Genomic DNA, 20,613 nt, shown 5'->3' with positions numbered 1-20,613 from the left:
GTTCAGGTGGCGAGATGGCCCGCGACGCGCAGGGCGTGGACGAGCCGGTGTTCGTGGGAGCGGGACTGGGCGCGGGCCGCCTTGAGCAGCAGGGGTACGAGGCGCTGGGGGGCGTCGGCGGCGATTCGGGCCGCTTCGGCGGCGGGGTGCAGCTGTACGCAGGCGGTGAGGAGGGCGTGGGCCTCGGGGAGGCGTCCCTGGTCGGCGAGTTCGAGGGCGGCCCGGGCGATCTCCTCGACGGGACGGGCGACGCCCTGTCGGAGCAGCCGTTCGCCGTCGCTCTCGCGTCCTTCGGCGGCGAGCGCTCCGGCGATGGCCGCGACCCGGGGCAGGGGCTGGGAGGCGGCCTCCCACAGCAGGGTGGTCCAGTCGGCGTCGAGCCCGGCGCGGTGGAGTTCCCCGGCGAGGACCGGCAGCCAGGCGGCGGGGAGCACCGCGGCCTCGCAGAGCACGGCGTGCGCCTCCCCGCCGCGCTCGGCGGTGCGCAGCCGGGAGAGGGTGCGCACGACCTCGCGCGCGGTGTCGGCGGCGTGGCCGGGGCCGGCGGGGGCCTCGGCGGCCGGTACGGCGGTTTCGGCGGCGGCGGTGCCGTGGCGCGCGCCGCGCGGGGGCGGGGCGGGGGCCTGCGGCTGCGGGAGGGGTCCGCCGCCGGTCGCGGTGTCGGGGGTGTCTCCGGAGTGGGCCGCGCCCGCGAACCGCGCGCCTCTCAGCAGGCCGCGGCGGTGGGCCCGGCCGGACGCGGCCTCGGCGGGCGCGGCCTCGGCGGGCGCGGTGGGCCCGGGCTCGGGGGGCGGGCCGAAGGGGCGCGGGTGGGGCAGGTCGGGGCGGGGGGCGCGAGGGTCGGCCGGGTGGGGGTCGGCGGGGCGGGGGGCGCGGGGGGCGGGCTCGCCGCTCTCCCGTTCGCGGCCGGGGCCGAACCAGCCCTCGCCGGGGGCGCTGTCGCTCTCCCCGGGGCGCGGTGGCGGCACGGTGGTCAGGGAGGTGAGCCGGGAGCGGAGTTCGGCCAGTCTGGCGGTGGCCCTGGCCTGGTCGTCCCGGGTCCACTCCAGCTCGTGGTCGAGCCGGGCGGCGGCCGGGCCCGCCGGTTCGGCGGTCCGTCTGCGGACCAGTTCCTCGGCGCGGAGCGTGGAGCGGATCAGCTCCTGGCGCATCAGCTCCACGCGTTCGGCCAGGGCCTCCCGGCCGCCGGGGCGGCGGTCGTACGCGGCGGCGGCGGATGTGTGCAGCCGGCGCGCCCGGGGCTCCTCGCGTGCCGCGATCCCCGCGCCGCGGGCCGCCGCGAGGTCGTGCAGCAGGGCCTCGACCACGTCCCACGGGGGGACTTCGACGCCTTCCAGGCACTCCCGCACCCCTTCGGGGTCGCGCTGCCGGAAGACGGCGTACCAGCCGGTGTCCTGGTCGAGGAGCGCGGTCAGTCCTCGCAGGTACTGTGCGAGGGCATCGCGTTCCGAGGGGAGTTGGTTGACCGCCATCGCCGCCGCTCCTGTCCGGAGATGTCCGGGGAATCCGCTGGCATCGAACCCCGGCCGTGTGACGGCCGTGGGTGCGCGCTGTTACAAGCCGTTCTCATTGTTCGGGGAGAGAGTCACCGCGATGCCGGTCTGGGGCCGTTTTCCCCGGCGGACGAGCGCGGCCGGCCGGTCCATCAGCCAGAACTGCCAGCTGTATTTGCGGGCCAGCAGCTTGCGCGTGTCGCCGAGGTCGTCGAACAGCTCGGCGGTGCCGCCCGCGCTCAGCGCGCCGTCGGCGATCCTGCCGCGTGCGTCGCACACGGTCACGGTGACGCGGGCGTCGTTGCGCAGCCGCTTCACCTTCCAGGACTCGCGGTTGGTCAGGACGTGGAGCTTGCCGCCGTCCTGGACGAACCAGACGGGGGTGGCGACTCCCGTCCCGTTCTTGCGGAAGGTGGTCAGGCTGATGTACCTGGCGGCGGCGAATCCCTCGGCGGTCACGGTGCGAGGGTACGCCGTCGGGCCGGTGCGGGGAGAGTGAACGCCCACTCCGGTCGGGTCAGATAGCGGGTGTGGGCGCGCAGCGGGTCATGAGGTCGTCCATGGACAGTTCGAGGGCGGTGGCGAGGGCGGCGACGGTGAAGAAGGCGGGCGTCGGGGCGCGGCCGGTCTCGATCTTGCGCAGGGTCTCGGCGGAGAGTCCGGCCGCCGCCGCGACCTCCACCATGCTGCGTTCGCCGCGCGCGGTACGCAGGAGGCGGCCGAGCCGCTCGCCGCGTTCGCGCTCTTCCGGGGTGAGGGGGGTACGGACCATGCCGTTATTCTAATGCCGGTCGAGCCGGTATGAGAATAACGCCTCGACCGGTATAGTAATTGGCATGGTGGAGATCAAGACAGACGCCTCGATCGAGGCGATGCGTGCGTCCGGCCGCGTGGTGGCCCAGGCGCTGACGGCCGCGCGCGAGGCGGCGGCGGTCGGCGTCAGCCCGCTGGAGCTGGACCGGGTGGCTCGCGAGGTGCTGCGGGAGGCCGGGGCCCGCTCGCCCTTCCTCGGCTATCACCCCGAGTGGGCCCCGGTGCCCTTCCCCGCGGTCCTGTGCGTCTCGGTCAATGACGCGATCGTGCACGGCATCCCGGACGCCCGGCCGCTGCGCGACGGCGATCTGGTCAGCGTCGACTGCGGCGCGATCCTGGACGGCTGGGCGGGCGACGCCGCCGTCAGCTTCACGGTCGGCCGGGCCCGCCCCGAGGACAGCCGGCTGATCGAGGTGGGCGAGGAGGCCCTGGCGGCGGGCATCGCGGCCGCCAGGGTCGGCAATCGCATCGGCGACATCGCCCATGCGATCGGCCGGGTGTGCCGCACCGCGGGCGTCGGCATACCGGACGGCTTCGGGGGCCATGGCGTGGGCCGGCAGATGCACGAGGACCCGGGCGTGCCCAATGAGGGCCGGGCCGGCCGGGGCATGCCCCTGCGGCGCGGCATGGTGCTGGCCATCGAGCCGATGGTGATCGCCGGCGGCTCGGACGACCACTACACGGCCCGGGACGGCTGGACCATGCGCACGATCGACGGCAGCCGCGCCTCCCACTCCGAGCACACCGTGGCGATCACCGACGAGGGGCCGCGTGTGCTGACCGCGCTCTGACCGGGACGCACAGGACCGCGCTCGGGTCCCCCCGCCGGGACCGGCCCGGCCCCGGGCGGGGCGCCTCAGTTCTCCTTGAGGAATTTCCTGGCCAGCGACTCCCCGAGGGTCACCGCCGCGCCGTGGTCCTCGATCGGGTCCACCCGGGAGTCCTTGAAGAGAATGTAGGTGACCCCTGAGTCGACGCCGCCCGTCCGGGGGTCCGGGTCGACACCGAGCGACCGCGCCATGGCGTAGGACGCCTCGCCGATGATCCGCGTGGGCCCGGTGTCCCCGACGACTCCGTACCGGACCCGGCCCCCGTGGATGACGGCGACCACTCCCCCGCCCCCGATGCCCGACGCGGAGGGCTTCCAGAGATCACCGGCCCCCGGCACCACCACGAAGGGCAGCTTCTCCGCGTTGAGCGGTCGCCCGTCGGACTGCCGGAAGGCGGTCTGCGCGAGGAAGTGGGGATCGGTCGTGGCGTTGCACCGCTCGGTGCGCTGCCCGTCGCAGTCGATGTCCATGTCGGCCTTCCAGAAGACCGCGCCCTTCTTCTCGCAGACCGGCACGTCCGCCGGGGCGTTCGCGTCCTCGTGGTACGCGCCCCGGGAGATCTGGGCGCACTCCTTCACCCTGTCCAGCAGCTCGGCCGCCCCGGCCGTGTCCCCCCGTACGCCGTAGGACCCGAGTACGCCGTACGACCCCGACACGCCGTGCGCCCTCGGCACCAGGACCTGCTGGACGCCTTCGGCCCCGGCGGGCGGGGCCGCTCCGGGGACGACGGCCACGCCGAGGGCCGCGGAGAGCGCGAGAGTACGAGAGTGCATGGAGAGGCTCGCCTTTCGGTGGGGAGAAGCGTCCATACCCGCTCCCGGCCGGAACCGATCCCCCCACGTCCGGGGCCGGGCCCGCGCCCGGCGGCAAAACGGGCGGCCCGCCCGGCGGTTGACGCCGGACGGGCCGCGAGACCTCTGGGGCCGGACGGGCTAACCCCGGCCAGGGCTAACCCCGACCGGCGGGGTGGACGACCATCGCCGAGCCGCCGCCCCGGCGGACCTTCTCGGCGGCCGCGAGCCAGCGGCCGTCGGGCAGTCGCTCGACGCCGGTCGCCGCGCCGATCTCCGGGTTCTGCCGGAAGGCGTGGCCGATGGCCTCCAGCTCGGCCCTGAGCGGGCTGTTCCAGAGTCCGGGCTCCAGCTCGGTGGTGGTCTGGTTGCGCTGGCTGGCGCGGGGCGCGGCGATCGCCTCCACCAGCGGAAGGCCTCGGTCCAGACGGCCGGTCAGGGACTGGAGCACGGTGGTGATGATCGTGGCACCGCCCGGGGAGCCCACCGCGAGCACCGGACGGCCGTCCCGGAGGACGATCGTCGGGGCCATGGAGGAGCGCGGGCGCTTGCCGGGGCCGGGGAGGTTGGGGTCGTGGACCGCCGGGTTCGCCGGGGCGAAGGAGAAGTCGGTCAGCTCGTTGTTGAGCAGGAAGCCCCGGCCGGGCACGGTGATGCCGCTGCCGCCGGTGGACTCGATCGTCAGGGTGTAGGCGACGACATTGCCCCATTTGTCGGCGACCGTCAGATGGGTGGTGCTCTCTCCCTCGTACACGGTGGGAACCGCCGGTCCCGCGCTGCCGCAGGCCACCGGCGAGCGGGGGTCGCCCGGGGCGAGCGGGCTGGTGAGCACCGCGTCGTCCTTGATGAGGCAGCCGCGCGCGTCGGCGAAGCGCTGGGAGAGGAGCTGCTTGGTCGGCACGGATTCGAAGGCCGGGTCGCCGACCCAGCGGCCCCGGTCCGCGAAGGCGATCCGGCTCGCCTCGATGAGACGGTGCAGATACCCGGCGTCGGTGGCCTTCGACAGATCGGTGCGCTCCAGCATGTTGAGCGCCTGGCCCACGCTGGTGCCGCCGGAGGAGGAGGGGGCCATGCCGTAGACGTCCAGGCCCCGGTAGGAGAGTTTGCTGGGGGCCTGGCGGACGGTGTCGTACGACCGCAGGTCACGGGTGGTCAGATCGCCGGGCCGGACCTCGCGGGTGACGCCTTCGCCGACCGGCGGGGTGCGTACGGTGCGGACGATGTCCCGGGCGATGTCGCCCCGGTACAGGGCGCGGCCGCCCTCGCGGCCCAGTTCGCGGTAGGTGCGCGCCAGGTCCGGGTTCTTGAAGACGGAGCCGACCTTCGGCAGTTCGCCGCCGGGCAGGAAGAGTTCGGCGGTGGCGGGGAAGTCGGCGAACCGGGCCTGGTTGGCGGCGGTCTGGGAGCGGAAGGTGGAGTCGACGGTGAATCCGTTCTTCGCCAGCCGCTCGGCCGGTTTCAGCAGTTGCCCCAGCGATCGGGTGCCCCAGGCCTCCAGGGCCGCGTCCCAGGTCGCGGGGGTGCCGGGGGTGCCGACGCCCAGTCCGCTGGTCTGCCCCTCGTCGAACGGGATGGGGCGGCCGTTCTCCAGGAACAGGGCGGAGTCGGCGGAGCGCGGCGCGGTCTCCCGGCCGTCGATGGTCTGGACGGAACGGGTGCGGGCGTCGTAGTGGACGAAGTACCCGCCGCCGCCGATCCCCGCCGAGTACGGCTCGGTGACGCCGAGCGCGGCGGCGGTCGCCACGGCCGCGTCGACGGCGTTCCCGCCGCGCCGCAGCACTTCGATCCCGACCGCCGAGGCATCGGCGTCGACGCTCGCGACCGCCCCGCCGTGGCCGACCGCGACAGGTGTCTTCACCGGTGGGGCGGGGGCGGCGGTTAACGGGGCGGCGGCGCCGACCGACGAGACCAGGGCCACGGCGACGGCCAGAACGGACAGATTCCGTGCGGCTGAGCGACTCATCCAAACCTCCGGATCAGCGGATGTCCGCGCACTGTAACGTCACCGGCCGCCCGGCGTCAGGACTCCCCGGAACAGGGCCGCGCCCCCACCGGGCGGACACAGGTCGCGCCAACGCACCGGCGGCGCACCGGCAATCGTTATCCGTGCGTGACCGACCGGGGAGTTACTGACAGTAAGTCCTTGAGGTTACCGTCGGGTCACTTCTGAGTGGCGCACAACTGAGGCACACAAGTGAGGAGTTGCCCATGGGATCCGCGGGACTGTCGCACAGGGCTCTGCGCACCGCCTTGACCGGTGTCGCGCTGGCCGCGCTGCTGGCCGGACCGGCGGTGGCCGGCGCGCCGGCCGCGACCGCGCGGCCGCTGCCGGTCGGCACCGCCATGACGCCCCAGGTCCGGTTCACGGACATCGCGGGCGACGGCGGCACCGTACTGAAGGCCAATGTCGTCACCCCGGCGACCGGCTCCGGACGGCTCCACCCCGTCGTCGTCCTGCCCACCAGCTGGGCGATGCCGCAGATCGAGTACCTCGCCCAGGCGAAGAAGCTCGCCGCCTCGGGCTATGTGGTGGTCAGCTACAACGCGCGCGGCTTCTGGCAGTCGGGCGGGGAGATCGAGGTCGCGGGACCCCGGGATGTCGCCGACGCCTCCCGGGTGATCGACTGGGCGCTCGCCAACACTCCGGCCGACCCGGAGCGGGTGGGCATGGCCGGAGTGTCGTACGGCGCGGGCATCAGCCTGCTGACGGCCTCTCACGACCCGCGCGTCAGGGCGGTGGTGGCGCTGAGCGGCTGGGCCGATCTGATCGACTCCGTCTACAGCGGCCGGACCCAGCACTCCCAGGCCGCGCTGGCGCTCGGCGTCGCGGGCCTGGCGACCGGCCGGCCCGGGCCCGAACTGCGCGAGATCCTCAAGGACTTCCTCGGCTCGAACCTGGCCGAGGAGGAGAAGATGCTCAAGTGGGGCGCGCTGCGCTCCCCCGCCGCCCGGGTGGACCGGATCAACGCCAACGGCACCGCCGTGATGCTCGGCAACGCCTGGGGCGACTCGCTCTTCCCGCCCAACCAGTACACCGACTTCTTCGAGCGGCTGACCGTACCCAAACGGCTGGAGCTGCGGCCCGGCGACCATGTCACGGCCGAGGCGACCGGGTTGCTCGGGCTCCCCAACGACACCTGGACCAGCGCGCACCGCTGGCTCGACCACCATCTGAGGGGTGTCGACAACGGGGTCGACCGCGAGCGCCCGGTCCGGCTGAAGCCCCGCACCTCAGAGGCGTACGAGAGCTATCCGGACTGGCCGTCGGCCGGTCCGGACCGGGAGCGGATCCCGCTGCCGGAGAGCCGGCGGATCCACACGAACATCGACTCGGGGGCCAACGGCGGGCTCGTCTTCCTCTCCGGCGCGCTGGACCAGTTCGCGAAGCTGCCCCCGGCGGTCTCGGTCCCACTGCTCCCGCGCGCCTTCGCGGCCGTGTGGGAGTCGGAGCGGTACGCGTCCCCCCGGCGGATCCGCGGCGCCGCCGAACTGCACACCACGGTCACCAGCACCAAGGAGAGCGGCACCCTCGTCGCCCATCTCTACGACGTGGGCCCGCTCGGCCTCGGCAAGCTGGTCGGCAATGCCCCGTACACCTTCCACGGCAAGACGCCCGGCAAGCCGTTCGCCGTCGACCTGGAGCTGTTCTCCACCGCCTACGACGTTCCGGCCGGCCACCGTCTCGCCGTGGTCGTCGACACTGTCGACCCGCTCTACATCGAGCACAATCCGGCCGGCGCGCAGCTGACCTTCTCCTCGCCCGCGTCCGACCCGTCGTATCTGTCGGTCCCGCTGCGCGAGAAGTGATCACCGGCTGCCGCCGTGGCCCCCTTCCCGGGGAGGCCGGTTCATGCCCCATGAGCTGCTGTCCGGGCCCCTACGTCCTTCCGGGCGCCTTGGGGCCTTGGGTCAGCAGCGTCCCTGGTTCGGCCGGGGCGATGTCCGCGGCCTTCGTCTTCGGATTGCGCCGCTGTCTTCTGGCCACCCAGTTGGCGAACCAGGAGAGCAGCATGCACAGCCCGATGTAGATCGGCGCGATCACCATCACCACGGGGATGAACGGCAGATCGTAGTCGAGGTTGGAGGCGATGAGCTTGCCCGCGTGGAGGAATTCCTCGTAGGTGATCAGATAGCCGAGCGAGGTGTCCTTCAGCGCGACCACCAGTTGGCTGATGATGGCGGGCAGCATGGCGCGCAGTGCCTGCGGGCCCAGGACATGGGTCATGACCTGGGTCTTGCGCAGGCCCAGCGCGTAAGCGGCCTCCCGCTGGCCCCGGTCGACGGAGTTGACGCCCGCCCGGAAGACCTCGGCGAGCACCGAGCCGTTGTAGAGCGTCAGCCCGGCGACCAGCGCGGGCAGTGGCTGGACCTTCAGCGCCACGAAGATGAAGAAGATCATCACCAGTACGGGCATGGCGCGGAAGAACTCCACCAGCAGGGTCGCGACCCAGCGCACCGGCCGGTGGTCGGAGAGCCGGCCGCAGGCCAGGATCCCGCCGAGCACCAGGGAGAGGACGGCGGCGTAGGCGAAGGCCTTGAGGGTGTTGCCGAGCCCGCGCAGCAGCAGTTCCTGGATGCCCTTGTACTCGAACGGCGTCCACTTCTCGGCGGTGAACTGCTCGGTGTCGAAGAGCAGATACACGATCCAGCCCAGCAGCGCCGCGATGGCGGCGGTCGAGATGATCCCGTAGAGCCGGTGGCGGCGGCGGGTTCTGGGCCCCGGGATGTCGTAGAGGGCGGTGGAATCGGTCATCGGGCGACTCCATAGCGCTTCTCCAGCACGTTGAACAGCGCACTGATGGTGAGGGTGATGATCAGATAGCCGACGGCGATCCAGACGAAGGTCCAGATGATGTTGTAGCCCAGCTCGCTGAGGGTCTTGTAGGTGCCGAGGAGTTCGGTGACGCTGAACGCCCCGGCGATCGCGGAGTTCTTGGCGAGGGCGATGAGCGTGGAGCCGACCGGGGGGATGACGGTGCGGAACGCCTGGGGCAGCACCACGCTGGTGAGTGTCTGGCCGAAGCTCATGCCCAGGCTGCGGGCGGCCTCGCCCTGGCCGGTGGGCACGGTGTTGATGCCGGAGCGCAGCGCCTCGCAGATGAAGGCGGAGGTGTAGCAGCCCAGGGCGATGACCGCGAAGACCGTGAACGGCAGGACCAGGCCGAAGCGCGGCAGCCCCAGCAGCACGGCGAAGAAGAGCAGGGTCAGCGGGGTGTTGCGGAGCACGGTCACCCAGACGGTGCCGATGGCCCTCAGGGAGCCGACGGGGGCGACCCGGAAGGAGGCCATCAGAAAGCCGAGGACGAGGGCGAGCAGCGAGGAGTAGACCGTCAGCCGGACGGTGCCGAGGAAGCCCTCGGCGTACAGGGAGAAGTTGTCGGTCAGTACGTCCATGTCCGTCCTCTTCCTTGCCTCAGCTCGCCGGGTAGCGGTCGATCGGGGGCGGCTGTGGCGCCGGGACCCCGGAGAGGCCGAGGGTGGCGTCGTACGCCTCCTTCCAGTAGCCATTCTTCTCGTCGGCCTCCAGCGCGTCGTCGATGGCGAAGCGCAGGGCGTTGTCGTCGCGCGGGACGCCGATGCCGTAGGGCTCCTCGGAGAAGGGCTTGCCGACGACCTTGAGTTCGTCGGGGGCCTTGGCCGCGTAGCCGATGAGGATGGCGTCGTCGGTGGTGACGGCGTCGACCTGATAGGTCAGCAGGTTGTCGACGCAGACGGAGTAGGTGTCGTACGCGACGAGGTCGGCCCGGGGGTAGTCCTGCTGGATGCGCTGGTACGGGGTGGATCCGGCGGCGGAGCAGACCCGTTTGCCCGCGAGGTCCTGGGGGCCCTTGATGTCCTTCTCGTCGGCCCGTACCAGCAGGGACTGGCCGGCGAGGTAGTAGGGGCCCGCGAAGCCGACGAGTTTCTTGCGGTTGTCGTTGATGGTGTAGGTGCCGACGTAGTAGTCGATCTGGCCGTTCTGGAGGGCGGTCTCGCGGTTGGCGGAGGCGATGGTCCGGAAGACGATCCGCGCGGGGTCGAGCCCGAGCGAGGCGGAGACCATTTTGGCGATCTCGATGTCGAAGCCGGAGTACAGGCCGGTGGCGGGGTCCTTCTCGCCGAGATAGGGCTGGTCCTCCTTGGCCCCGACGACGAAGTGGCCGCGTTTGCTCGCCTTTCGCCAGGTGGGCGAGGCGTCCAGCTGGAAGCCGGTGTTCACCCGGTAGTGCGGGAGCTGGTCGGGCTGCGGGCCCTTGACCGGCGGGCTGCCCTCCTTGCCGCAGGCCGCGGTGACCGCCAGGAGGGCGAGCGCCAGCGCCGCGAGGGCGCGTCGTGTACGTGGCATCTGCCGTGCCCCCGTCAGTGCTTGAGGATCTTGGAGAGGAAGTCCTTGGCGCGATCGCTCTCCGGATGGTTGAAGAAGTCCTCCGGGGCGCGGTCCTCGATGCAGCGGCCGTCGGCCATGAACACCACACGGTTGGCGGCGGAGCGGGCGAAGCCCATCTCGTGGGTGACCACGACCATGGTCATGCCGTCCCGGGCGAGCTGCTGCATCACTTCGAGCACCTCGTTGATCATCTCGGGGTCGAGGGCCGAGGTGGGCTCATCGAAGAGCATGACCTTGGGGTCCATGGCGAGCGCCCGGGCGATGGCCACCCGCTGCTGCTGGCCGCCGGAGAGCTGGGCGGGGTACTTGTCGGCCTGGGAGGCGAGGCCCACCCGTTCCAGCAGCTCCCGGGAGCGCCGGTCGGCCTCGTCCTTCTTTCTGCGCCGGACCTTGATCTGGGCGAGCGAGACATTGGCGAGCACGGTCTTGTGGGCGAAGAGATTGAAGGACTGGAAGACCATGCCGACGTCCGCGCGGAGCGCGGCGAGCCCTTTGCCCTCCTCCGGCAGGGGCTGTCCGTCGATGGTGATCGTGCCCGACTCGATCGACTCCAGCCGGTTCACGGTCCGGCAGAGGGTCGATTTCCCGGAGCCGGACGGCCCGATGACCACCACCACCTCCCCGCGCCCGATGGTGAGATTGATGTCCTGGAGTACGTGCAACTGTCCGTAGAACTTATTGACGTCCCGCAGCTCGATCAACGGATCGACGACGGCCATACGCTGCCCTACCCACTCATCGCTGTGTCGAGGTCAGCGCAAACTATCCATCCCGATAAGGGACTTCGCGCACGACACGCATAAATAGGGCATAAGCCGTATTTATCGGCTTGGCCGGCCGGGGCCCACGGGGCCCGGTCCCGGCCGGCTCAGACTTCGGCGGCCTCCGCGTAAACCTGGGACAACTGGGGCGCTCCATTGACCGCCCAGTCGAGACCGGCCTCCACCACGGCGATCTCTCGCCCGGAGGCGAGTCTCACCACTGGGTGACCACTCGGCCAGATGTGCCAGTGCGCCCCGGGCACCGTGCGGACGATCACGGTGCCGAGGTAGAGGCCCGCGTCATTGCCCACCCAGGGCAGCTCCTCGGGGTCCTCGCGCCAGCGCGGCGGAAGCTGGTCGAGGGCGGCGAGGGAGGCCGGGGTGTCGTCGAGTGCGAGCCCGAGGCCCTCGGCGCGGACTCTCAGCAGCTCGCACTCCGAGAGCAGTTCGGCGATGGCCGCCGCGCGCTCGGGGTCCTCCTCGGCGACGGGGTCCCCGGGCGGCGGGGCGGCCGGGTGCCTCCTGCGCCAGTTGCCCAGGAAAGGGATGTTCATACCGCCCACCCTCGCACCCCGGCACCCGCGCACACCACAGGCGCGCGCCGCCGTCCCGCCGGGAGTTCCGGGACGGCGGGGCCCCGGACCGGGACGGCGGGTCCGTCAAGGCCCTCAGACGTCCCTCAGACGTCGAGGTCGACCACGACCGGCGCGTGGTCGGACGCGCCCTTGCCCTTGCGCTCCTCGCGGTCGACATAGCCGTCCTTGACGGCGGCGGCGAAGGGCTCATTGCCGTAGACGAGGTCGATGCGCATGCCCCGGTTCTTCGGGAAGGCGAGCTGGCGGTAGTCCCAGTAGGTGAAGGGGTGGGCGTACTTCAGCGGGCGGGGCACCACATCGGTGAGGCCGGTGCCGCGCAGCGCGGTCAGCGCCGCCCGCTCGGGCTCGGTCACATGCGTCGCGCCCTCGAAGGCGGCGCGGTCCCACACATCCTCGTCGGCGGGCGCGATGTTGAAGTCGCCGAGGACCGCGAAGGGGCGCGTCCCCGCCGCGTCGGCCGCGACCGCGTCCTTGAGCGCGCCGAGCCACTCCAGCTTGTAGCCGTAGTGGGCGTGGGTGATCTCCCGGCCGTTGGGCACATAGACCGACCAGAGGCGGACCGGGCCGCAGGTCGCGGAGATCGCCCTCGGCTCCTGCACCCCGTCGTACTCCGGGCCGCCGGGGAGGCCCTTGACCACGTCGGCCAGGCCGACCCGGGAGATGAGCGCGACGCCGTTCCACCGGCCGTCGGCGAGGACGGCGGACTCGTAGCCGATCTCCCGCAGCGCCTCGGCGGGGAACTGGGCCTCGGTGCACTTGGTCTCCTGGACGCACAGGACGTCCGTACCACTGCTCTGGAGCCAGGCCAGCAGCCGGGGCAGACGGGCGGTGATCGAGTTGACGTTCCAGGTGGCGATGCGCATGGGAGGAAGCCTAGCGCCGGGGTACGACAGTCACAGATCGGCGCTCTCCCCCGGGGCCAGCCGGCCGTGCTCCGCGCGGCCGAGATTGCCGAGGTGGGTGTCGTAGATCGGCCGGGCGAGATCGGTGATCAGCGCGTCGTGGACGTCGATGGCGCGCCCCGGCGCGACCTCGCGGAGATAGTCGACGACCTCGGAGATCTTGCTCCATGGGGCTTGTACGGGGAGCAGCAGCGTGTCGACGGGGTGGTCCGGCACGGTGAGCGCGTCGCCGGGGTGGAAGAGCGAACCGTCGACCAGGAAGCCGATATTGGTGATCCTGGGGAGGTCGGGGTGGATCACGGCGTGGAGTTCGCCGTGGACCTGGACGCCGAAGCCGGCCGCGGTGAAGGCGTCGCCGTGCCCGACGGTCCGCACCCGCCCCGGGTACGCCGCCGAGAGCCGCTCGGCGACGCTCCGGAGCGTCCACACCTCGGCCCCGGCGGCGAGGGCCGCGCGGACGCGACCCTCGTCGAAGTGGTCGGGATGCTCATGGGTGATCAGCACGGCGTCGGCGCCGGCCGCGGCGTCCTCCTCGCTGAAGCCGCCGGGGTCGATGACGAGGGTCGCCCCGTCCTTCTCCAGCCGGACGCAGGAGTGCCTCTTCTTGGTGAGCCTCATGGGCCCATCCTGCTACGGACCGGGGGCGGTCTCCTCCTGGACGACCGTACGGGCCACCGCGAAGGCCGCGGCGGCGGCCGGAACCCCGCAGTACACGGCCGTGTGGAGGAGGATCTCCCGGATCTCGTCGGGGGTGAGGCCGTTGCGCAGGGCGGCCCGGGTGTGGACGGCCAGCTCCTCCCGGTGGCCGCCCGCGACCAGGGCGGTGAGCGTGACCACGCTGCGGGTGCGCCGGTCCAGGCCGTCCCGGGCCCAGATCTCGCCCCAGGCGTAGCGGGTGGCCAGCTCCTGGAAGTCGGCGTTGAAGCCGTCGGTCTCGGCGCCCACCCGGTCGACATGGGCGTCGCCGAGGACCTCCCGGCGGATCCTCATGCCCGGCTCGTACGGGTCGGGGCGGCCCGACGCGGTCATCTGGGGCATCGCGGGGGCGATCTCGGCGATGGGGGCGACGGGCGCGGAGAGCATGGCGGAGGGCGGCGCGGGGATCGCGGAGTGGGTGTCCTGGGCGACCCCGGCGAAGTGACCGGCCAGGAGGTCGGTGACGGCGGCCGGCTGCTCCACGGGCGCGAGGTGCGAGGCCCCCGGCACCAGCGCCAGCCGGGCGTCGGCTATCCCGGCGACCAGCGTGCGGGCCTCGGCGGGCCCGGTGACCCGGTCCTCCGAGCCGACCACCACGAGGGTGGGCACCCCGACCCGGCCGAGCTCCTCGCGGACGTCGAAGGCCGCGAGCGCCTCGCAGGCGGCTATGTAGCAGCCGGGGTCGGTGGTGCGGACCATCTGCACGGCCCATTCCACGATCGCGGGCTGGGCCGCGGCGAAGCCCTGGGTGAACCAGCTCTCCGGGGCGCTCCGGGCGATCGGGTCGAGCCCATTGGTGCGCACCACCACCCCGCGCCTGCGGAACTCGTCGGCCGTCCCGAACCGGGGGGAGGCGGCGACCAGCGCGAGGGAGGCGACGCGCTGAGGGTGGCGCAGCGCCAGATCGATGCCGACCGCTCCCCCGACGGAGCAGCCCGCGTAGCCGAAGCGCTGGATGCCCAGTCCGTCGAGAGTGGCGAGGAGTCTGTCGGTGAGGTCGCCGACGGCGGCGGCGGGGTGGGCGGGTGCGCCGCCGTGGCCCGGCAGGTCGTAGCGGAAGACCCGCCACTCGCGGGACAGGTCCGCTATCTGCCGGTCCCACATGTGCCATGTAGTGCCGAGGGAGGGGCCCAGGATGAGGACGGGTGCGTCGTCCGGCCCGTCAACGCGGTATTGCAGGGTCTTGGTCGTCGTCTCACTCACCCGCTCACGCTCCCATATCTCACAATCTCTCACGGAAGGGGGGCGGGCGAGGCCCCCCTCCCCAAGGGTGAGCGCCGCGGCCTTGCGGGCGGCAACCCGATCGGGGTGACGCGTATGGGCAGGACATACTGGCAGTACACGTCGGTCAAGGGGCACCTGGAGGACAGGGCGAAGCCGTGTCCTCGTCGAACAGCCAGCAGGGGGAAACGATGAAGGCGATGACAGTGAACCGACCGGGCCGCGCTCTCGGCACGGTGGCCAGGATCGGCCTGGCGTTCGTCCCCGCCCTCCTGGCGGCTCTTCCGCTCACATTCAATGGCGCACAGCACACGCTGGGCGCCCTGGGGAGGGCGGAGCTGGCCGAAGGCGCCTCACCCTCGCTCGGGTGGGGTCTCACCCTGCTGGGGGCGGCGGCCCTCCCCTTCGTCGCGGGAGCGGTGGTCCTGGCGGTGGGGCGGGCCAAGGGGCTGTCCCGGTCCAGGATCGGGACCGTCTGCGCCACAGCCGTGCTCGGCTGCGGTCTGTTCGCCTGTCTGGTGGCGATGGTGTCCTCCGTGTGACCGGGTGACCCTCCGTGTGGCCGGGTGACACAGCCGCTTTCCGAGCGGACGGCCCCTTGTCGCCGTGTGGCGGCCGGGGCCGCTCAGGGGTTGGCGGCGGAGACGACGAACACCCTGGGGCGGTCGGGGTCGGTCTGGTCGACGGTGATGTCCTGGCTGGGGCGCGGGTGGGGGTTGGTCTGGCTGACGCTCGCCCAGGAGAGGTCGCCCCCGAAGTCCCAGCCGACGGTCTCGGCGTGGCGCTGGCTGATGGCGATCTCGCCCTCGGTCAGCGCCTCGCGGCCGGTGCCGATCTCTTCGAGGAAGCGGTCGAGTCCGGCGGCGGTGGTGGTGAACTGGACGTAGAGTCGGCTGGTCTGCCAGTTGCTGGTTTCGAAGTAGGCGACGTCGGTGGATTTCATCGGGATCGGGATCTCGAAGACCCGGCGCTTCATCTGGGACGGCCAGTTGTCCCGCAGTCCGCTCGCGGAGGACTCGGCCGCCTTGTGCCGGCCGCTCTCGCGGCTCTGCTCGGCGGAGATCACCAGATAGCCGGCCGGGATGCCGACGAGGAGAACGATGATGATCGCCGTGAGCCAGCGGCGGACGATCATCCTTCGGCGGCCCTCGGGGGGCCGGAAGGTCTCGTCCGGGGAGGCGGACTGGCGGGGCACGGTCATGACTGCGGGGTTTCCTGGGCGGTTCCGGGGAGGGCGGACTGAACCGAAGTGTACGGTTTCGCCGGAGTCCGCGGGGTGGACCCGCCCGGACCTGGGGGTACGCCGGGGCGCGCCGCCCCGGGGCGCGCGCCGGGGTGCGGCGGTCGGACGGAATCCCGACATGGCCTCAGGACTCCGGGGTGGTGCCTCGGGGGGAGGCGGAGTTGCGGAGGGCCTGGGCGTAGCGCTCGTACCGTTCGTGGCGTTCGAGGCGGCGGCGGTTGGCGCGGCGGAAGCGGCGGGCGACGAGGCGGGCGAGGTCGGCGGCGCCGACCATGCCGGCCTCGGGGCCGAGCTGGGCCTTGACGATGCGGGCCTCGGGCCGGTAGCCGCGGCCGGTGAGATGGCGGCGGAAGCCGTCTCTCGCGGGGCCGATGAGGAGGTCGTCGGCGGCGCTGACGCCGCCGCCGATGACGAAGCAGGAGGGGTCGAGGGCGGCGGCGAGGTTGGCGATGCCGACGCCGAGCCACTGGCCGATGTCCTGGAAGAGTTCGACGCACATCGCGTCGCCCTCGCGGGCCAGCTCGGTGATGAGCGGGCCGGTGATGTCCGCGACGTTTCCGCCGACGCGGTCGATGAGGGAGTGGGCGACCGGCGACTCGGCGGCGGCCAGCTCACGGGCTTCGCGGACGAGGGCGTTGCCGGAGCTGTACTGCTCCCAGCAGCCCCGGTTGCCGCAGGGGCAGCGGTGTCCGCCGGGCACCACCTGCATATGGCCGAACTCTCCGGCGACCCCGAACTTGCCGCGCTTGACCCGGCCGTCCTCCAGGATCGCGCCGCCGATGCCGGTGCCGAGGGTGATCATGACCAGATGGTCCTCGCCGCGTCCGGCGCCGAAGCGCCACTCCGCCCAGGCGGCGGTGTTGGCGTCGTTGTCGACGAGGACGGGGACGGCGAGGCGCGCGGAGAGCGCGTCGCGCAGGGGTTCGTTGCGCCAGGCGAGGTGGGGGGCGAAGAGGACCGTGGAGCGGTCGGCGTCGACCCAGCCGGCCGCGCCGATGCCGACCGCGTGGACGTCGTGGCGGTCGGAGAGGTCGAGGACGAGTTCGCAGATGGTGTCCTCGACCACTTTGGGGCTCTTGGACTTGTGCGGGGTCTCGGTGCGGACCTTCTCCAGGATGACGCCGTCGGCGTCGACGACGCCGGCCATCACCTTGGTGCCGCCGATGTCGATCCCGACGGTGGGGACGCGGGGCGCGGTGAGGTGCGAGCGCCGCTCGCGGGTGCCGACGGTGCGCAGGACGGTGGCCCGGGCGGAGCCCCGGTGGGCGAAGTCGCGATAGGTGCTCACAGGGCGTGGTCCAAAGCGGCGGAGCTGTTGGGGGCGGATGCTCGCACGGGTCGCGTCGTCCCTGGTGTCGTGGGGCCGGCCATCACGTGATGAGGTCGCCCACCAGGGGCCGGCGGCGGACGGCGTCCGCCATGGGCGATTCTGCCACCCCTACTGCTGGGGGGCGTGGGGGCGGTGGGCCGCCGGTGCAGGGGCCCGGCGAAGCGTCAATGTGAACTGGATCACAATCATGAACGCAGCGTTGCGGCCCGGTTCGGACGAGTGATCCACTTCAGCCGCTTCATCCCCGATGAAAGGGATCGTATGAACGCCCTGCGGCGAGTCGGCGACGCGTTACTGCGGAAGCTGGTCCCCGAGGCCGAGGCCAGAGCGGTGACCTGCGGTACGGCGTGCCCGTCCCGCAAGGAGTACAAGTGCATCGTCAATCGGCTCCATGAGCGGTGCTGCTACATGGCCCGCCCCCCTGCCTGCATGAACGCCTACTGCGGTGAATGGGAGTTCACCCGGTCGTTCTGCTGAGCGGACCTGTCACCGGATCCAGCCCTTCGCCCGGGCGGGGGTCCGGTTCCCCCGAGGAACGGCGCGACACCGGAACCGGACCTGCGAAAGGGATCACATGAGAGCTCTCAGAAAGATCGGCGACACCCTGCTGAGCAAGCTCGTGCCGGAGACCGAGGCCCGCGCGCTCACCTGCACCAGCGGGGCCTGCCCGGTCCGCAAGGAGACCAGGTGCAACGGCGGGCTCAAGCAGGAGCGCTGCTGTTACCAGGCCTATGGATCGGCCTGCCCGCGCCCCTACTGCGAGCCCTGGCACACCGTCGGAGCCTGCTGACGGATCCCGGCCGCCGGGTCCGTCCGCTCCGGGCGGACGTGGCGGACCCGGCGGACGCGGCGGACGCGGCGGACGCGGCGGACGCGGCGAACCACCACGAGAGCCCGCACGAAGGCGGGAGGAGAGGAAGAGGACCGGGTGTTTCTCTTCGTCCGGCGACAGCTGGCGGGGCGGCCCGCGAGATCGCTCGCCCTGCTGCTGGGGGTGCTGACGGCCGTCTCCTCCTTCGTGGTGCTCTCCTCCACGACCGAGTCCTCCCGGCTCGATGTGCACGGCGAGCTGTCCCGCACCCGGGGCGCGTACGACATCCTCGTCCGCCCCCGGAGCGCCGCCGGAGAGCTGGAGACCCGGCTGAACCTGGTGCGGCCCAACGCCGTGTCGGACGTCCACGGCGGCATCACCACCGCCCAGCTGGCCCGGATCCGGCGGACCCCCGGCGTCCGGGTCGCCGCCCCGATCGCCGTGCTGGGCTTCGCGCCGACGGCCGGACGCGCCACCCTCGACCTCGCCCGGATCCTGCCGAGGGGGACCCGGGGCTCCTTCGAGATCACCCGCGACTGGACGTACGACCAGGGGCTCTCGACGATCCGGCAGAGCAGCCGGCGCGTCTACCTCACCCCGAACCCGATCACCGTCGAGGAGGGTCCGACGGTGACACTGGCCGGCGGGAGCCGGCGGGTGACCAACCGCTATCGGGAACGGCTGCCGTCCGGCGAGGAGGCGGAGGTCTGCCGGGGCCGCCACGAAGCCCCCTCGGCGAAGAACCTCCACACCTCGGAGGAACCCGTCCTCTGTCTCTCCTGGGCGGGCGTCACCAGCCGCCACCAGGGGCCCGGCGCCGGGCACGATCTCGCGCCGACCGTCGCCGTCCTCACCTTCCCCTCCTCCTACGTCCTCGCCGGAATCGACCCGGCGGCCGAGGCCGAGCTGTTCGGCCTGGACCGGGCGCTGACCTCGGGCCGCTATCTCACCCCCGGCCGGCCGGTGACGGTCGAGGGCGAGGAGGGGTACGCGGACTCCACCGAACTCCCCCTGCTGCGCGCCCGGGGGGCCACGACGGGCCTGACCCTGCGGACCGAGGTCCGCCGGAGCGGCGGCGGCGCGCCCCTGCACCGGGCCGAGCTGTCCACCACCGACACCGTGCGCGACAGCGCGCCGGGCACCGTCAGCCCGCTCGGCGAACTCGTGGTCGCGGGACCGGTGCGCCACACGGCGGCCCCGGACGGCACGCTGCGGCCCCGGGCCGTGCCGCGCTCCGCCGAACTGGCCCTCGACGGGCGCGACCGCTGGTTCCGCCCGCTGTCGCGCCCGGCCGCCCCCGCCGCGCCGCCCGCCGTGCACGGCCGGAACACCGGCGTCTTCGACCCGGGGCGGCTGCCCGCGTACGACGCCGCCGCCCGGGTGCCGATGGGCGCGTACACCGCCCCCGGGCTGCACGGCGCGGACCGGGCCTCACGCGAGCGCCTCGGCGGGAAGCCGCTGCTGCCCGCCGGTTCCCCCACCGGCTATCCCCAGCAGCCGCCGCTCATGCTCACCACCCTCGACGCCGTCGGCTGGCTCGGCCGGGCCGGGCTGCTCACCGACCGGCAGGCGCGGGCCCCGATCTCCGCCGTGCGCGTCTCGGTCGCCGGCGTCACCGGGGCCGACGCCGTCTCCCGGGAACGGGTGCGGGTCGCCGCCGAGGCCCTCGCGAGCCGCACCGGCCTGGCGGTGGACATCGTGCTCGGCTCCTCGCCCGCCGCCCGCGCGGTGGAGCTGCCCGCAGGCGACTTCGGCCGCCCCGAGCTGCGGCTTCAAGAGTGGTGGAGCAAGAAGAACGTGGTGGCCGCGGTCTTTGAGGCGGTGGACCGCAAGAGCGTGGTGCTGCTCGTCCTGATGCTCACCGTGTGCTGTCTGTTCATCGGCAACGCCACCGCCGCGTCCGTGCGCGCCCGGCGCGCGGAGCTGGGGCTGCTCAGTGCCGTCGGCTGGAGCCGGGGGCGGCTGTTCACCGCCGTGCTCGGGGAGCTGCTCGTGCTCGGGGCCCTCGCCGGGGTGCTGGGGGCAGGCCTCGCGCTGGCCGCGTCGGCGATGCTGGACACGGCCGTGAGCACCGCGTACGCCCTGCTCTCCGTGCCCGGCGCGATCGGCGTCGCGGTGCTCGGCGGGGTGCCCTCGGCCTGGCGGGCGTCCCGGGCGAGGCCGCTGGAGGCGCTGCGTCCGCCCGTCGCGGTCGGCCGCCGGGCCCGCCCGGTGGGCGGGGTCGGGCGGCTGGCGCTGGTGAACACGGCCCGCTCCCGGGCCCGCGCCCTGCTCGGCATCGCCGCGTCGGCGATCGCGGCGGGCTCGGTCACGCTGCTGATGGCGGCCCTCGTGACCTTCGACGGAGTGCTCGCCGGATCGCTGCTCGGCGACGCGGTCTCGGTACGGGTGCGGGGCACGGACATCGCGGCCGTGACGCTGATGGCGCTGCTGGCCGCGGTCGCCGTCGGCGATGTCATGTATCTGAACATCCGCGACCGGGCCGGTGAGTTCGCCACCCTGCGGGCCACCGGCTGGACGGACCGGACGATCGCCCGGCTGGTGCTGACTGAGGGCGCGGCGCTGGGGCTGGCCGGTTCGCTGACCGGAGCCGTCCCGGCCGCCGCGGTCGCGATCTGGCTCGCGCCCGGCGGGGCGGCGTCGGCCGCCGTCACCGCGGCGTCCGCCCCCCCCCCCCGCCGGGCCCCGCCCCCCCGGGGCGGGGGGGCCCGCCCCGGGGGGCGGCCGCTCCGGCCGGGGGGGCGGGCCCCGGCCGGCGC

Annotated in this window: 21 protein-coding genes; 6 read left to right on the top strand and 15 right to left on the bottom strand. The window is 72.9% G+C overall.

Going from position 1 to position 20,613, the window contains the following annotated elements:
- Window positions 1-2: 2 nt before the first annotated feature.
- The 3 genes from IE247_RS14000 to IE247_RS13990 all read right to left on the bottom strand — a co-directional run bounded on the left by IE247_RS14000 (window position 3) and on the right by IE247_RS13990 (window position 2,265).
- On the bottom strand, window positions 3-1,472 hold the full coding sequence (locus tag IE247_RS14000; RefSeq protein ID WP_190123411.1) for a hypothetical protein: 1,470 nt from the start codon (window positions 1,470-1,472) through the stop codon (window positions 3-5).
- An 81-nt stretch (window positions 1,473-1,553) separates the two neighbouring features.
- On the bottom strand, window positions 1,554-1,952 hold the full coding sequence (locus IE247_RS13995; protein WP_190123410.1) for a PPOX class F420-dependent oxidoreductase: 399 nt from the start codon (window positions 1,950-1,952) through the stop codon (window positions 1,554-1,556).
- Window positions 1,953-2,010: 58 nt separating this feature from the next.
- Entirely contained in the window at window positions 2,011-2,265 is a 255-nt protein-coding gene (locus IE247_RS13990) for a helix-turn-helix domain-containing protein (RefSeq protein WP_190123409.1), read from the bottom strand.
- A 64-nt stretch (window positions 2,266-2,329) separates the two neighbouring features.
- Here IE247_RS13990 and map point away from each other — a divergent pair, with 64 nt between their 5' ends.
- The gene (gene map / locus IE247_RS13985; protein ID WP_190123408.1) at window positions 2,330-3,097 is read left to right on the top strand and encodes a type I methionyl aminopeptidase; all 768 of its coding nucleotides are present in this window, start codon (window positions 2,330-2,332) and stop codon (window positions 3,095-3,097) included.
- Window positions 3,098-3,162: 65 nt separating this feature from the next.
- Here map and IE247_RS13980 read toward each other — a convergent pair whose 3' ends face one another.
- Both IE247_RS13980 and ggt read right to left on the bottom strand, forming a co-directional pair.
- Entirely contained in the window at window positions 3,163-3,909 is a 747-nt protein-coding gene (locus IE247_RS13980) for a glycoside hydrolase family 75 protein (RefSeq protein WP_190123407.1), read from the bottom strand.
- 175 nt (window positions 3,910-4,084) lie between these two features.
- Window positions 4,085-5,890 carry a gamma-glutamyltransferase gene (gene ggt / locus IE247_RS13975; RefSeq protein WP_190123406.1) on the bottom strand — a complete coding sequence of 602 codons (1,806 nt, stop codon included), beginning with the start codon at window positions 5,888-5,890 and terminating at the stop codon, window positions 4,085-4,087.
- Between the two features lie 245 nt (window positions 5,891-6,135).
- Between ggt and IE247_RS13970 the strand changes: the two genes are divergently transcribed.
- A complete protein-coding gene (locus tag IE247_RS13970) occupies window positions 6,136-7,734 on the top strand; it encodes an alpha/beta fold hydrolase (RefSeq protein ID WP_190123405.1) in 1,599 nt (532 codons plus the stop codon).
- Between the two features lie 70 nt (window positions 7,735-7,804).
- Here the strand turns inward: IE247_RS13970 and IE247_RS13965 are convergent, their stop codons facing one another.
- From IE247_RS13965 to pcaDC, 8 genes are all read right to left on the bottom strand, one after another.
- On the bottom strand, window positions 7,805-8,680 hold the full coding sequence (locus tag IE247_RS13965; protein ID WP_190123404.1) for an amino acid ABC transporter permease: 876 nt from the start codon (window positions 8,678-8,680) through the stop codon (window positions 7,805-7,807).
- Window positions 8,677-9,321: an amino acid ABC transporter permease gene (locus IE247_RS13960; RefSeq protein WP_190123403.1), complete on the bottom strand. Its 645-nt coding sequence runs from the start codon at window positions 9,319-9,321 to the stop codon at window positions 8,677-8,679. The genes IE247_RS13965 and IE247_RS13960 overlap by 4 nt, the downstream gene beginning before the upstream one ends.
- Before the next feature lie 19 nt (window positions 9,322-9,340).
- Window positions 9,341-10,252 carry a glutamate ABC transporter substrate-binding protein gene (locus IE247_RS13955; protein ID WP_190123402.1) on the bottom strand — a complete coding sequence of 304 codons (912 nt, stop codon included), beginning with the start codon at window positions 10,250-10,252 and terminating at the stop codon, window positions 9,341-9,343.
- A gap of 14 nt (window positions 10,253-10,266) precedes the next feature.
- Window positions 10,267-11,013: an amino acid ABC transporter ATP-binding protein gene (locus IE247_RS13950; RefSeq protein ID WP_190123401.1), complete on the bottom strand. Its 747-nt coding sequence runs from the start codon at window positions 11,011-11,013 to the stop codon at window positions 10,267-10,269.
- A gap of 149 nt (window positions 11,014-11,162) precedes the next feature.
- Window positions 11,163-11,609 (bottom strand): DUF6278 family protein, encoded by a 447-nt coding sequence (locus IE247_RS13945; RefSeq protein ID WP_190123400.1) that lies wholly within the window; start codon window positions 11,607-11,609, stop codon window positions 11,163-11,165.
- Window positions 11,610-11,734: 125 nt separating this feature from the next.
- Entirely contained in the window at window positions 11,735-12,514 is a 780-nt protein-coding gene (locus tag IE247_RS13940; RefSeq protein ID WP_190123399.1) for an exodeoxyribonuclease III, read from the bottom strand.
- Window positions 12,515-12,544: 30 nt separating this feature from the next.
- Complete coding sequence (locus IE247_RS13935) at window positions 12,545-13,171, bottom strand: MBL fold metallo-hydrolase (RefSeq protein WP_190123398.1); 627 nt, start codon at window positions 13,169-13,171, stop codon at window positions 12,545-12,547.
- 12 nt (window positions 13,172-13,183) lie between these two features.
- Entirely contained in the window at window positions 13,184-14,452 is a 1,269-nt protein-coding gene (gene pcaDC / locus IE247_RS13930) for a bifunctional 3-oxoadipate enol-lactonase/4-carboxymuconolactone decarboxylase PcaDC (protein ID WP_190123397.1), read from the bottom strand.
- Window positions 14,453-14,670: 218 nt separating this feature from the next.
- Here pcaDC and IE247_RS13925 point away from each other — a divergent pair, with 218 nt between their 5' ends.
- Complete coding sequence (locus IE247_RS13925; protein ID WP_229869107.1) at window positions 14,671-15,012, top strand: hypothetical protein; 342 nt, start codon at window positions 14,671-14,673, stop codon at window positions 15,010-15,012.
- 83 nt (window positions 15,013-15,095) lie between these two features.
- On the opposite strand, the gene IE247_RS13920 is transcribed toward IE247_RS13925, so the two are convergent.
- A complete protein-coding gene (locus tag IE247_RS13920; RefSeq protein WP_190123395.1) occupies window positions 15,096-15,671 on the bottom strand; it encodes a hypothetical protein in 576 nt (191 codons plus the stop codon).
- Window positions 15,672-15,837: 166 nt separating this feature from the next.
- Window positions 15,838-17,001, bottom strand: coding sequence for an ROK family glucokinase (locus IE247_RS13915; RefSeq protein ID WP_190123394.1), 1,164 nt, complete (start codon window positions 16,999-17,001; stop codon window positions 15,838-15,840).
- A 303-nt stretch (window positions 17,002-17,304) separates the two neighbouring features.
- Between IE247_RS13915 and IE247_RS13910 the strand changes: the two genes are divergently transcribed.
- From IE247_RS13910 to IE247_RS13900, 3 genes are all read left to right on the top strand, one after another.
- Window positions 17,305-17,520: a hypothetical protein gene (locus IE247_RS13910; RefSeq protein WP_190123393.1), complete on the top strand. Its 216-nt coding sequence runs from the start codon at window positions 17,305-17,307 to the stop codon at window positions 17,518-17,520.
- Between the two features lie 97 nt (window positions 17,521-17,617).
- On the top strand, window positions 17,618-17,833 hold the full coding sequence (locus IE247_RS13905; RefSeq protein WP_190123392.1) for a hypothetical protein: 216 nt from the start codon (window positions 17,618-17,620) through the stop codon (window positions 17,831-17,833).
- Between the two features lie 138 nt (window positions 17,834-17,971).
- On the top strand, window positions 17,972-20,613 hold a 2,642-nt coding region (locus tag IE247_RS13900; protein WP_190123391.1), incomplete at its 3' end, for an FtsX-like permease family protein.

It is taken from the genome of Streptomyces inusitatus, assembly GCF_014651115.1.
Lineage (GTDB): Bacteria > Actinomycetota > Actinomycetes > Streptomycetales > Streptomycetaceae > Streptomyces > Streptomyces amakusaensis.
Note: the sequence above shows the minus strand (reverse complement) of the source record. Positions and strands in the feature narration are given on the sequence as shown.